The organism is Sphingopyxis sp. H115 (assembly GCF_001468465.1).
In the GTDB taxonomy this organism is placed as follows: Bacteria; Pseudomonadota; Alphaproteobacteria; order Sphingomonadales; family Sphingomonadaceae; genus Sphingopyxis.
In genome coordinates this window covers 313,914-326,644 of record NZ_LNSA01000001.1, presented here as the reverse complement: position 1 = coordinate 326,644, position 12,731 = coordinate 313,914, and the positions used below count along the sequence as shown (strand labels likewise).

At 59.3% G+C, this 12,731-nt stretch carries 9 protein-coding genes; 4 read left to right on the top strand and 5 right to left on the bottom strand.

Annotated features, from left to right (window positions below):
* Positions 1-59 precede the first annotated feature (59 nt).
* The 3 genes from tilS to ATE71_RS01535 all read right to left on the bottom strand — a co-directional run bounded on the left by tilS (position 60) and on the right by ATE71_RS01535 (position 2,955).
* On the bottom strand, positions 60-1,064 hold the full coding sequence (tilS, locus tag ATE71_RS01545) for a tRNA lysidine(34) synthetase TilS (RefSeq protein WP_082665014.1): 1,005 nt from the start codon (positions 1,062-1,064) through the stop codon (positions 60-62).
* The gene (locus ATE71_RS01540; protein ID WP_235587858.1) at positions 1,018-1,956 is read right to left on the bottom strand and encodes a tetratricopeptide repeat protein; all 939 of its coding nucleotides are present in this window, start codon (positions 1,954-1,956) and stop codon (positions 1,018-1,020) included. Before ATE71_RS01540 ends, tilS begins: the two co-directional genes overlap by 47 nt.
* 132 nt (positions 1,957-2,088) lie before the next feature.
* Positions 2,089-2,955 carry a helix-turn-helix domain-containing protein gene (locus ATE71_RS01535; RefSeq protein WP_058801600.1) on the bottom strand — a complete coding sequence of 289 codons (867 nt, stop codon included), beginning with the start codon at positions 2,953-2,955 and terminating at the stop codon, positions 2,089-2,091.
* A 534-nt stretch (positions 2,956-3,489) separates the two neighbouring features.
* Between ATE71_RS01535 and ATE71_RS01530 the strand changes: the two genes are divergently transcribed.
* The 4 genes from ATE71_RS01530 (at position 3,490) to ATE71_RS01520 (ending at position 7,922) form a co-directional block, all read left to right on the top strand.
* Positions 3,490-4,992, top strand: a complete 1,503-nt coding sequence (locus ATE71_RS01530; protein ID WP_160327992.1) for an ISL3 family transposase — start codon at positions 3,490-3,492, stop codon at positions 4,990-4,992.
* 361 nt (positions 4,993-5,353) lie between these two features.
* The gene (locus tag ATE71_RS22365; RefSeq protein ID WP_160327991.1) at positions 5,354-5,494 is read left to right on the top strand and encodes a hypothetical protein; all 141 of its coding nucleotides are present in this window, start codon (positions 5,354-5,356) and stop codon (positions 5,492-5,494) included.
* Positions 5,491-6,201, top strand: coding sequence for a lasso peptide biosynthesis B2 protein (locus ATE71_RS01525; protein WP_152998591.1), 711 nt, complete (start codon positions 5,491-5,493; stop codon positions 6,199-6,201). The genes ATE71_RS22365 and ATE71_RS01525 overlap by 4 nt, the downstream gene beginning before the upstream one ends.
* Positions 6,201-7,922: an asparagine synthase C-terminal domain-containing protein gene (locus tag ATE71_RS01520; protein WP_058801597.1), complete on the top strand. Its 1,722-nt coding sequence runs from the start codon at positions 6,201-6,203 to the stop codon at positions 7,920-7,922. Before ATE71_RS01525 ends, ATE71_RS01520 begins: the two co-directional genes overlap by 1 nt.
* A gap of 1 nt (position 7,923) precedes the next feature.
* Here the strand turns inward: ATE71_RS01520 and ATE71_RS01515 are convergent, their stop codons facing one another.
* Together ATE71_RS01515 and ATE71_RS01510 are read right to left on the bottom strand one after the other, a co-directional pair.
* A complete protein-coding gene (locus tag ATE71_RS01515; protein WP_152998590.1) occupies positions 7,924-10,104 on the bottom strand; it encodes a prolyl oligopeptidase family serine peptidase in 2,181 nt (726 codons plus the stop codon).
* Positions 10,105-10,112: 8 nt separating this feature from the next.
* Positions 10,113-12,653 carry a TonB-dependent receptor plug domain-containing protein gene (locus ATE71_RS01510; RefSeq protein ID WP_058801595.1) on the bottom strand — a complete coding sequence of 847 codons (2,541 nt, stop codon included), beginning with the start codon at positions 12,651-12,653 and terminating at the stop codon, positions 10,113-10,115.
* Positions 12,654-12,731: the final 78 nt, after the last annotated feature.

The following is a 12,731-nucleotide window of genomic DNA, read 5'->3' as shown; positions in this document are numbered from 1 at the left end:
ACATCGCGAAGCTTGTCCCCGACAAGATAGGACAATCGGGTTAAATGACAATGAGGCAATCAGGGCTTTTTGAGCGCTTTCCGGCGCGGTGCCGCAGAAATGCGCCAGATCGTCCTTTCAAGCCCGCGCACCGCGTCGATCAGCAGCGCGCCGACCATCGCGCGGCGGCCTTCGCGCATGGCGGCGATCACCCCGTCGAGCGAAGCGCCGCGCAAGACGAGTTGCGGCGCGTTGGCGCGCAGGCGTTGTGCGACGATGCGGCGGAATATTTCGGGCGGATAGCCATCATCGCGAATGACGGCGACATCGGAGGCATCGGGCCAAGATGCAATCAGGCGTTCGACCGCCCAGTCGAGCGCCTCGTCGGCTTCGGCAAGCCATCCCGCCGATGTCGCCGCCGCGACCGGATCGATCGCGGTTTGCGATTGCAGCGCATGGCGGAGCCGTGCGCGGTCGAAGCGGTCGTCGCTGTTCGACGGGTCGTCGACGAAGGGCAAGTCGTTCTCGAGTGCGAGATGAACAAGCTCGCGGCGCCGCCAATGCAGGAGCGGGCGCAGGATAACGCCATTTTGCGCACGGATCGCGGCGAGCCCACCGACCCCGCTGCTGCGGTTGAGCCGCATAACGATTGTTTCGAGCTGGTCGTCCGCATGATGTGCGGTAACGACATGGCTCAGCGCATTGGCTTCGCGCCATTGTTCGAGCAGGCGGTAGCGTTCGGTGCGCGCGGCCGCCTGCTGCGACCCGCGGATCGGCGCCGGGGGTCGCAGCGTCGAATGCGGGATATGTTCGCGCTCGCAAAAGCCCGCGACCATTCGTGCTTCGTCGTCGGATCCCTTGCGCAGTCCGTGATCGACCGTCGCCGCCCAGATCTGACCCGGCAGCAAGGTCGCCATCAACCAGAGCAGTGCCATGCTGTCAGGACCGCCCGACACGGCGACGCCATAATGGAGGCGATGCCAGTCGGACCCGAGCAGCGCGAGGAGGTCGCCGGCCAGCCTGCCGGCGCTGTCGCGATCAGCAGCCTGCTTTTGCTTTTGCGGCGGCTGCATCGGTTCGGACATCCTGCGGCGCCTTGTCGCCATAGACTTCGTCGAGTTCGCGGAACGCTTTGCATGCGTCGGCCTTGCGGCCGAGCTTGTCGAGCGCCACGCCCATATACATCAGGCTGTGCGGCGCACGGGCGCCGCTCGGCCGATCCTTATAATTGTTATAGAAAGCCACTGCGGCAAGGCTGGGTTTGCCTTCGTCGAGATAGGCGCGGCCGAGCAGATTCTGCGCATAGCTCGCCTGGCTGCTCTTCGGCCATTTTGCGACCACGGTTTTCAACTGCGCCTGCGCTTCGGGGTAAAGCTTGGCATCCCACAAGCGGAAGCCATAGTCATAGGCGTCCTTGATTTCGTTCCCGCTCGATGGGACTTCTACCTTCTTCACCAGCGCCAGCCGCGCCGCGTCCGAAGTCGCCGGCTTTGCCGCTGTCGCCGCGGGCTTTTTGGCCGTCGTCGCGGCGGCTGTGGTCGACGTCGCGACCGGCGGCCTCACCGCTGGCGCCAGGCTTGCCGGCGTCGCTTCGACCGCCGCGGCGGCAGAGTCGGCGAAGCGCTTGTCCATTTCGGCCTTGTAGGCAGCAAAGGCTTTTTCGAGTTCGCGGAGCTGGAAGGCATTTTGTTCGGTTTGGCCGGTCAGCGTCTGCAACTGGCTTTCCAGGGCATCGACGCGTGCGGTCAAGTCGATGACCGGGGCATTGCTGCGCGTGCGTTCGCCGGGCGTATTGTCAGGGGCAATCTCGCCTTCGAAGAACGTCGGGCTGCCGCCCGGGAAAACCGTGCGCTGAACCGCGCGCATTTCCTTTTCGAGCCGCTCGACCCGTTTGTCGATCGCGCCGTCCTGCGCCGCCGCCGGCATCGCTGCGGCAAGGGCGATCGTCGCGGCTCCGAAAAAAATGGTGTAACGCATGCTCATCTGCCGATAGGTCCCCGCCAGTTAACTATTTTTCCGCTCATAACGCGGCAACGTACGACAGCGCAAACCCATTTCAGCTCGGCGTACTTTCGATCTACCCGAATGCCCGCCCGTGAGGCGGCAAAGTCAGCCCTTGGTTTGCGACCTTGCTGGCCGCGTCGCCCCGTCGGTCGCTCCATTGCCTTCGGCGCGCGCGACAAGATCGGAGGGCTTCAGCGAGACACCCTTTACCAGCGTGTCGGCAGGGCCGATCGGGCCGATGTCGCGTCCGCCGACGGTGACCTTGAGCGCCTGCGGGATGCTCGTGCGCAACGTGAACTGCTCGACGTAGGCCGGGGGCACCTGATAGGTTTCGCCAGCGTCGAGCGTGCGCCAGTTCTCGGTCTTCCCTTGCGCATCGTCGAACCCGATCCAGACCTCCGACAGGCCGGTCAGCACAACAGGCGCGTTGGCCGCGACCGCCGCCAATGATGCTCCCACCTTGGTTGCCGGCGCGGTTGCCACCTCGCCGTTTGGCGCCTCCGATTCATCGGCGGCGCGATTCTGTGCCGCGATCAGCGCCTCGTCGGGTTCGACCGAAAGAAAGCGCCACACGCCATAGGCCGACGCCAGTAAGAGCGTGACGATGACTAGCGTCCAGGTCAGCCGCGCCGTCGGCAGGCGCGCCGGATCGGTGGGTTCATAGGCTTCGTAGAGCGGGCGCGAGCCATAGGCGTCTTCTTCCAGTTCGCGGCGAACCGCCGCGCCGATCTCTGCCTCGGGCAGGTCGATCGCGCGGGCATAGGCGCGCGCGAAACCGGTGACATAGGTACGCCCGGGCAACTCGGAAAAATCGGACTTTTCGATCGCAACGAGATGGCGCTGGTTGATCCGCGTCCGCGTCGCGACGTCGGCAAGCGACAATCCCGCCGCCTCGCGTGCCAGCCGAAGCCGATCGCCGGTGCGCGTGATCGCCAACTCGCCCTGTTCCGGGGCGACTTCCTCGTCTGCCATTACTGTCTCCGTGCCGGTCGGTTGCAACCCAGATTGACCGTGTCGCGATGTTCATCGCATTGACGGCGCGGCAAAGTCAAATGAAGTTCGGTAAACGGAAGGGCTCCGAAGATGCAGATCTGACGCGAAGAAGATGCCGTTCGCAGGGGCGGTGCCCCGCAACAAACTTTGCCGTCCCGGTCAACTGCGGTTTGAAGGTTTCTGACAAAATTTGTGCCCATCATGAGGCCCGCCCTGCACGCCCAGAGGGTGCAAGCGTTACCATGCTCGCTGGGAGGTGCTGGGACTTTCCATTGATTTTCAAGCTGAGATAGCTGCCGCCCGGCGATAGCGCGAACCCCAGATGCTGCAGATCCCAGAAGCTGCAGAACTAAATCTTACTCTAAGTGAAGAGAGGTGCGGTTGCCGCGAAAAGGGCTTGTCCCCCTCCGGATCAGGCAACGACTGCCATGGCTCCCGATATTGCCAAGATGGCGACAATTTTCTGGATATCATGCGGATTTTATTAAGGAAATTATCATCCCTATGCGGCGCATGACAAATGCACTTTTCATGCCCGAGTGGACCGTCACCGATGTCTTCCTTGACGATGATGGCGCCTATCAGATTTCAGCGCATCAAGAGTCGCCTCCGGATTTTTGCTATGTCTGCTACCGCGATAGCCATCTGTCGCCTATCGAAACGAAGCGGCTTAAGTATGTTGACGCTCCTGTTCATGGGCGGCCCTGCTTCGTCATGATTACCAGGGCCCGGTACAAATGCGCGGTATGCAGCGGCGAGTTCTGGGAACCACTTGCGGGCGTCAACGCGCGCCGTTTCAAGACAATGCGATGCATTCATTATATCCAGCGTCGTTCACTGCTCATGCCGAATACTCACGTCGCCGAGGAGGTGGGGGTATCCGAAGCCGTGGTGCGTTCGATCGCTAAACCGCACGCGGAGTATCTAAACGAACGCCATAGAAAAGAACTTCGCGCGCCACGTTTTCTCGGCATGGACGAGACAAAGTTAGCGGGCTCGCTGCGCGCAATTTTTATCGACCTTGAAGACAGCTGGCCAATCGAATTGTTGGCTAATCACAAGGATTTGACAATAAAGAACTTCTTGATGAACCTGCCCGGTCGCGATGACGTAGAGGTTGTCACAATGGATATGTGCGACAGATATAGAAATATTGTGAATGCGGTGATGCCGCAGGCAGTAGTAGTGGTCGACCGATGGCACGTTGTTAGGACGGCCGTCGAATCTATGAGAAAAGCTCGGATCGCTTATCAACAAACGCTTGAAAAGGAAGAAAGGAAAGAGCTGCAACGCTGCCTTTGGCTATTCCAAAAACGTTGGCGCAGGCTCACCGATCAGCAAAAGCTGGATCTTGATGGTTGGCTCAAGAATCACCCGAGCTTACGGGAGCCATATTGGATCAAAGAAGCATTTCTAAACATTTGGGACAATAAAGACCGCGACAGCGCGCAAGTCGCTCTCGAAAATTGGCGCCAATCGGTTCCGAAGCATCTGAAAAATGTGTTTCGTAGTCCACTGGAAATCAGCATAAACTGGGAACGGGAGATTTTGAATTTCTTCGATCATCGTCGCCTTTCTAGCGGAAAAACTGAAAGCCGTAACAAGCAAATAAAATCTATTGAAAGATCCGGGGTAAATTATAAGTTTGATAAGATACGAAATAGAGCTCTTTTTGGAAAGAGAAGTGAGAGGCGCAAAAAGGAATACCTCAAAAAGGTCCGTGAATGGAGGGCTACCAACCCGGTATGCATTACGTGCCACAAGCCATTTGACGAAGCCGCGGAAGAGGCGGTGGCAAAGGCGGCAAGGCATCCTCTTACGCCGCGGCCGTTGTCGATCGGCTACGAGGAATGCCACGTTTGTATTCAGAAGGAGGAAGATTGGTGGGCGTTTGGCTGGAAGGCCGACGTCGATGAGATGGAAATTCGGCACAAGGAAATGCAGGAGCGTGAGGAACGAGAAGCTGCGGCTGCTCCACGGCCTAATGTACGACCGCGTGAAGCCTCGCCTCACTGACGCCTTGTCGCCCACCGTCGAGGCAGGATGCTGCGGAGCTGTGTTCGGTCGTGAAGATGTCGAAAGGCTGATTGGAATCCTTCATTCTCCGTCAAAAAGATGAGCCGAGAACTCGGCTAGACATAAAAAATGCCTCGATTACATTCCATTTTTTGCAAAAAATCGATGATCGGAGGCGATATCAACGCAAATTTGCGCTGCCGTTTCAGAATCAGGTAACAGTATCAATATGCTAGAGGGGCCACCTCGGGCCAATGAATCTATTTCAAATCTGCAAGAAGTATATAGTTGGTCCTGCAATGTCGGTCACGTAACTTTTGAATGCGACTCAACTGGGTCGTTTATTTGAAAGGAAACTGCCATGAATATCCTGGTGAATGAGGAAATGGTCGATCTTGGTGCGATCAGCGTCGAGACCCGCGGCATCAAGCAACTCGGCGAACCTGATTTCGAGGACGGCGATCATTACGGCCTTGTCGGCGCCATCAGCACCGACGATTGAAAGCGATCGGCGTGCCGCCGATCGGCGGCACGCCGACCATAGTTGCCATCGTGCCACCATCCGCCACACGGCTTGACCTGCGCTCAGGCCTTTATCATCGTCGGATTGGAGACGATCATATATTCTTTGACTTGCCAGCCGACCGCTATTTTCTTCTTCCGCCTCATTTGCATTCTGCTTTCGATAGCTTTTTGAACGAAGCGCCAAGCGATCATACGCTTTCTCAGCTACTTGCTGTCGGACTGATCTGCCCGGTCCACGCCGAAGCCGTACCGGCGCACGCCGCCCTTACCCATCCTGCTACTAGCCTCGTTGACGGCCCGCTCCTTGCGGCGTCGATGCCGCAAATCTTGCGAGCGATCTGGATGCAGCGCCGTGCCCGCGCTGAGCTTCGGCGGGACGGCATTGTCGATATCGTAGCGCGCCTGGAACGAGACCGTCCCGGAAACGCTTCGTACAATGAGCGTCTCGGTCAGAATATTGCGGCGGCATTCCTCCGCAGTATGCGTCTTGTCTCTGCGGCGGACCAATGCCTCGTGCGAGGGATCGCGATGAAACGCCTATTGGCGCAGCGGGGCTGTGACGCAAGTCTTGTGTTCGGTGTAACGATGCCATTCTCAGCCCACTGTTGGGTGCAGATCGGCGACGTCGTCCTCACCGATACACTCGATATCATCCGCCGATACCAGCCGATATTTTCTGTCTGATGGCCGGCGGTTTCTACATCGACATCGGTGCCCCCGCCGGCAAGCCTACGAAGGGTCAGGAAATTTTCGGGCGCGCTCCAGACTTCACTGCTGCAAATGTGATGCTTTGGTCAGATGAGCCGATGATTGCCATCGATGCGAGAACTGTCGTCCTCGGATACTTATTCCGTAAAGGGCCGCCGAGCGTGCGCGTACGTGAAAGATCGGGGGTGGACGGGGACGCTCTCGCTGCTGGCCATGGGCGGGCGTTGATCACCGGATATTGGGGTGGCTATGTGTTCGTCCATGTCACGGAAAGCGGCGCGGCTTACGTGTTGCGCGATCCATCCGGTCTATTGCCCTGCTATATCCGTAGGTCCGGCGAGGCAACAACGCTGGCTGGTGACATCACAAACCTAGTGGTGCCGGGATCGGGTCAAATCAACTTTGAGGAAATTGGCCTGATACTGGCCTCGGGAGATGCTCGCGGCCGGAATACCTGCCTTGTTGGCGTCGAGGAGCTGATTGCTGGCGAGTGCCTTGTGGTCGATCAGGGAGGCTCTCGGATCGAAAGATGGTGGTCACCATGGGACCATGTGGCTCCCAACAAAATGTCCTTCGACGAGGTAACAAGCCAGCTCCGCCAGACGATCTCTGATTGCATCGGCTCTTGGTCTAGCTGTTTCCCGTCGATACTGTTGGGATCATCTGGCGGTTTGGATTCGTCGATTGTCGCCGTGGCAGCAGCTCCGCGATCGGAGAGACTAACGGCCCTAACGCTCGTCAGTCCAGGCGTTGCTGGCGATGAGCGTCCTTACGCGCACGCCGTCGCGAGTTCGCTCGGAATTCGCTTACGCGACGCGCCGCTCGACCTGGCTGACATCGACGTTGAGCGTGCGATCACGCCTCACCATCCGTGGCCGATCTCGCCGATATTCAAACAGGCGGTTGGCGCCGTCCATCGGCGGTTGCAGTCTGAAATGCCTATTGATGCGCATTTTTCCGGGAACGGCGGGGATGGAATATTCTGTAGCATTCGCAGCGCCGTTCCGCTGCTCGATCATCTTCTGTCTGAAGGACCACGTATTGCTCTCGGCAAAACCGTTCGGGATATATCGAGCCTCACCGGTGCAGACATCGTGACGGTGTTGAGGCATGCTTGGTCGCGGCATAGGCGCTCCGGTGGAGCGCATTCGCCGCGCTACAACCAGCTTGGCCTTGAAAGGGAACTGCTAAGGCGGATTGAAGCAAGGGGCTTTGCTCATCCTTGGCTCTTGCCGCCCGCTGACGCTCTTCCGGGGAAGACTGTTCATGTCGCGTTCCTGATGCGGGCGCAGAAGAGCCTTGAACTCTATCCGCGGCGAACCTCGCCGCCACATGTCGCCCCTCTGCTCTCCCAGCCGATCGCCGAACTATGTCTCTCTATTCCCACTTGGCACTGGATAGCCGATGGCCGCGACCGCGCCGCGGTCCGCACCGCCTTCTCGAACCGCCTCCCAAGAACGATTATTGAGCGGCAGCAGAAAGGCGGTCCGGCTGAGTTCAACCTTTCGATCTACAGGACACAGCGTGGTCGCCTTCACGAGCTGATCCGCGACGGCGTTCTGGCTGGCGCGGGGATTATCAATACCTCACTTCTTGACGAGCCCGAAGATATTTCGTGGCGAGGCAATGCGCGGGAGCAACGCATTCTAGCGTTCGCCGCAGCCGAGAGCTGGGCGCGGCAATGGAATAGCGATTGAGCTAAGGCGCAGAATCGGCGGTGCCGCAACGCGGCTTCCCGTGTTCGGCCATGCGGTCCCACATAGCGAGGCGCTCCGGAAAAGGGGCGTCCGCATCGCGCCTACCGCGGAGCCAATATTCGAACCAAGCCAAATTCTCGCGCATGGCTAGCATGCGGTTCGACGGAATATGAAAGATGTGCGTTTCGTCCGACGCCGGGCTGGCGCCAGGATAGTAGGTGAGTTGGGTGGGCACGTTCGCCGCCCGCAGCGCTTCGAATAGCTCGGCCTGTGAGGGGGAAGCGGCGGCAACCTGTTGTAAGACGGGCGTACAGACTTTGATGGCATTGAGAGAAGGTGCGAAGCGGCGATATTGTTCGAAATGTTCGCTGATCGGCGAACCACCATAGACGGGGTCATAGCTGGCCGGCCATCCGGCGTAGCCCGAGGGTTCGAGGAAGCCGCCGTCACCGCTCGACGCGGCGCTGAAGATTTGCGTCTGCGTAATCGCGACATTGACCATTTGTGCACCGCGGCTGTAGCCGGCGATTCCGACGCGGGCCGGGTCGATCAGACCCTCGGCCGCCAGTTCGCTTATGGCATCCACGAGGCTATGGACGCCCTCGAGCCAGATGAGCCGACGCACAGTCTCAGGGGCGGGCGGCCCGCTGCCTCGGGACCAGGCGCTATAGGCCGCGCGCAGTTCCGCCGATTGATGGGGTGACGGATCGTTAATCAACAGCACGACATAGCCACGCTCTGCAAAGAGCTGCGCGGGATAGTTCCACTGATTTTCCGCCTTCGCAAAACGCTCGTCAGCGTCGAAGCCATGCGTTATCACGATCGCCGGATAGCGTGTTTCGGGACGAAAGTTTCGCGGGTGGATTATGTAGCCCGTAGCTCTATACCCGTCGCGATTGATCCACGTTCTCGCCTGCGCCTGGAGCGGCGCGATCTCGTCGTGGCGAGAGGATATGGTCACAATCGCCTCGGTGGCGCCGCTGGCAAGGTCTACACGGACAAGTCTTGGCGGCATCGTTATGCCTTCCTCCACGCAGATCGCATGACTGAGACGATCATTAAAACTGCATTTGGTAAGACTACCGGTACCGCGGATCTCGCGTACGCCTGAAGCCTCGACCAAGGCGAGGCCGTAGCGCGAAGTATCGAGGCTGCGTGTGCCCACAATGGCCCTCCGCCCGTCGAGGCTGGCCGCGTAATTGCTGTCGCTGATAGTGAAAGGAAAACGGCCATAGCGATGGCGCTGGTCGCCCGGGCCGTTTTCTACAAGGTCGAGTAGGGCGCCGGTGCCTTCGATCGCGAGTGAGCCGCCGTACGGGCCTCTGAGCATCGTCAACGTGCGCACGTCGCGCTCGTTTGATACAACGCGCATGCGCTTTTGTTTGCGGCTCCATGCGCGCGTTTCGAAAACGCTACCAGGAGTGCCGTCAGGAGTTTCAATACGAAAGAAAATGTCATTACCGCGCCAGACGACCTTCCCGCCCGCGTGCAGCGCCATGCGATCGCTGGTGGGGCGGGTGATTATCTTGTCAACGCGTCCGTCGGGCGCCCGTAGGAAAAATTCGACTTCGGCCTCGATCGACGAGCGCCTGCGGCTGCGCAGACTGGACGCTGCGCCATCGAAGCGGATGGGGGGGCGCCCGAACTTTGCCTTGAGCTGTGAATACCAAAGTGATTTTCCATCCGGGGACCAATCATACCCCAAGACCCCGATCTTGTGGGGCAGAGCTCCGCCGCCCATGGCGACAGCGAGATCTGCCTTGCCGACCAAGACTATGTCCCGATTCTTCACAATTGGGCTGATCTTGCCATCTGCCGCTATCCGATAAAGTTGTAGCCCTTCTCCGATATCGAGAAGGGCGCTCCAATCATCACTGTTTGGGATGCGCTTCAACGTTCTCGCAATGTCGGCATGCGCGACGCTGCGCTGTGTTCTTGCTCGGAGGTCTACGATCCGGATTTGTGCACGGGTCCGTTTTGCGCCGATATCTGCGATATCCGCCGAGTAAATCGCAAAGCGCCCGTCCGCAGAAAGCGCGAGTTCGTTCACCTCTGGAACCAGCAGGATATCCTCCAACGTCCAGGGTCGGCCCTTTCTCTCCCCCGCCGGGGAGGCAGGGGAGAGCGCCGCGGCGGCAAGGAGCGCGGCGGCGAACAGGCCGGTGTTGCGGGAGTTCAGCATTGCCTTCCTCACCAATCGCGACTGATCGTCAGGACTAGAAAACGCCCGATGGCCGAATAATTTGTCGAATCGAACGGCGTGTCGTTCGGCGCCGCCACAAGTATTTGATCGGGCTTCGCATTGAATATGTTGAGGGCGCTAAACGTGACGTCCGCGACATCCGCGATTTTGATACGGCTTGTGAGATCGAAGGTCGCAACGGGGGAAATCTCGATCGACACTGCACGGCGTCGGTCGGTCACACCGCCGATGAAACTCGAGAAGGCTGCGAGCGTAAACCGGTCGCTGTCGTACGTCGCACCGACGCGCGCGCGAAAATGTGGCGGGCTGAAGATATTACCCGCGAGGTTCGTGATCGGCAGATCTGGAAGTAGACGCTGCTGGCTGTCTAGCCAAGTTGCTCCGACGCTCAGGGTGAGGGACCGGCTCCCACTCAGGGGAGCGCGGTAGCGAATTGCGAGGTCGGCGCCGCGATACCTCTGCTCGGCAATATTGCGGTCGCGGCCATCGAGGAGAGCAACGACGTTGGCGGGGTCGTATGGGCCGGTCGTGCCGTTCGCCAGCGGACCGGCGGCGCCCGCGATTGCGGCATCGAGTTCTGCCGCAGTCGGATTGAAGGTCACGAACCGAGAATAGAGGGGATTGGTCAGCGCCCCCAGCACCGATCTTAGCGGCGGGGCGACGCGGTCGCGATAGTCGATATTGAATAGGCTGGTTACGATTTCTACGCGTGATGACGGATGGAAAGTGGCGCTCAGCGTCAAATTCTCCGAGCGTTCAGGACCGACTCCCGGATTCGGACCGCCAATATAAACAAAGTTCGAACCTGCCGGAAACTGAGCGCCATAACCCGTAACCGGCACAAGGCTTGCCGAGTATCCGGTGTATTGCTGGATGAGCGTCGGCATCTTGAAGGAGCGGCCCCAGGAGACCCCGAGACTGAACTCCGGCACGGGTGAATAGACCAGCCCCAACTTCGGCGTCACGATGCTGCCCGAATCGGAATAATCCTCCCAGCGCAAAGCCGCAGTGAAAGAGGCGCGATGGACGAAGCCGAGGTCCTGATCGGGATTTGCCAGGGGGATGAACAATTCGCCGTACGCGAATTTATTCTCCCGCACTGGCGTGATGTTGCGTCCGGAAAATTCGCCGTGAATGCGATTTTGTCGCCAACCTCCGCCCGCTGCCAGTCGAACATCGCCCGCGGGCAACGCGAACAGCGGGCCCTCCGCTCCTGCCTCGATCGCGATATTGCGATTGTCGAATATCCGGATAAGCTTGGCAGCAACGCCATTGGTGAAATTGTCGGTAACGCCGTATGTGTCGTCAGTGCCGTAGAACCCCGTCAGACGCGTATTCCATTCACCGCCGAGGTCGATCTCGAGCGTCGGGGCGATGCCAAATGTCTCGAACTCATTTACAACCCTGGTCCCACGGGTTTCGATCGGACGATCGACGAACAGGCCGCGCACCGACGTCATGTCGCCGCGCTTGTAGATGAGGTCTGCTTTGAGGCGCACGCCGGGGACGAACTCCTGGTGGGCGCTCAGGAGCACGCTATGGCGCTTTAGGTTGGGATAGAAAGTTGAAGCGGGGTTGCTGCTTGACGAAAAACTGCGATGGCTAGCGCGGATCGCGCTGTTGTCGAAATAGTCGTAAACTGCAAGAATTCCGCCGGTCGACCATTTGGTTCCGCCAAGGACGCTAAACTGGTGCTGGAAATTGCCGCCATCGGTCGATCCGCCGATACGCGCGGTCGTCGTGAACCCTTCATAGTCCTTGCGAAGCAGAATATTGACTACACCAGCGACGGCGTCGGCGCCATAAATTGCTGATGCGCCGTCAGTGACGATCTCGACGCTCTCGACTGCGGCTACCGGGATTGCGCTCACGTCGATCACACTGTTCGTGCCGCTATAGGCGAAGCGGTTGCCGTTCAGCAGCGTGAGGGTAGCGTTAGGGCCGATGCCGCGAAGGTTGAAAGTCGAAGCGCCGTTGACGTTCACATTTTCGTTTTGCGTGCCCTGCGCCGAACCGATGCCGGGGTTTTGTCCACCTCCGAAGTTCTGAGGAAGGCTACGTGCCAGTTCGCCGAGATCGGCCAAGCCCGCGTTTTGGATGTCTTGGTTCGTGATCGTGATGACGGGAGCGGCCGGGGGCGCGCCCCGAATCCGCGTTCCCGTTACGACTATGGCTTCCTCTGACCCGTGGGACGCGGCCGTGCCGGGCCCGACACGCCCCCTGATCAACACCGAGCCCGTGTCGAACTGGGCTTCCAGCGTCGTTCCTAGCAATAACCTTTCAATTGCCTCTTTGGCGGTAAAATTCCCCCGTAGCGGGGGGACGGAAACATCATTTATCTCGTCCGCTGCAGCATAGAGTTCCCAATCGGCCGTTGCAGCGACGGTCCGCAACGCATCGCCTAGATTCTGCGCTGGAATGTCGAACGGGTAGCGCTCGGTTTCCTGCGCTGCCAACTCCAATGGTGACAACATCATGAGCGTGCCGAGCAGTAGCGCCTTTAGCTTGCGTGATTTCCTAATCGTCATAAAGCCTCCCCGAATTGCCCGCGCTGCGCGCAGTGCCATCGGGAATGCTTCGACAAGGATAGAGGGGCCGACCTTAGG

Coding starts and splice junctions, on each gene's coding strand:
- tilS (WP_082665014.1), bottom strand. CDS start 1,064: ATGTCCGAACCGATGCAGCCGCCGCAAAAGCAAAAGCAGGCTGCTGAT.
- ATE71_RS01540 (WP_235587858.1), bottom strand. CDS start 1,956: ATGCGTTACACCATTTTTTTCGGAGCCGCGACGATCGCCCTTGCCGCA.
- ATE71_RS01535 (WP_058801600.1), bottom strand. CDS start 2,955: ATGGCAGACGAGGAAGTCGCCCCGGAACAGGGCGAGTTGGCGATCACG.
- ATE71_RS01530 (WP_160327992.1), top strand. CDS start 3,490: ATGACAAATGCACTTTTCATGCCCGAGTGGACCGTCACCGATGTCTTC.
- ATE71_RS22365 (WP_160327991.1), top strand. CDS start 5,354: ATGAATATCCTGGTGAATGAGGAAATGGTCGATCTTGGTGCGATCAGC.
- ATE71_RS01520 (WP_058801597.1), top strand. CDS start 6,201: ATGGCCGGCGGTTTCTACATCGACATCGGTGCCCCCGCCGGCAAGCCT.
- ATE71_RS01515 (WP_152998590.1), bottom strand. CDS start 10,104: ATGCTGAACTCCCGCAACACCGGCCTGTTCGCCGCCGCGCTCCTTGCC.
- ATE71_RS01510 (WP_058801595.1), bottom strand. CDS start 12,653: ATGACGATTAGGAAATCACGCAAGCTAAAGGCGCTACTGCTCGGCACG.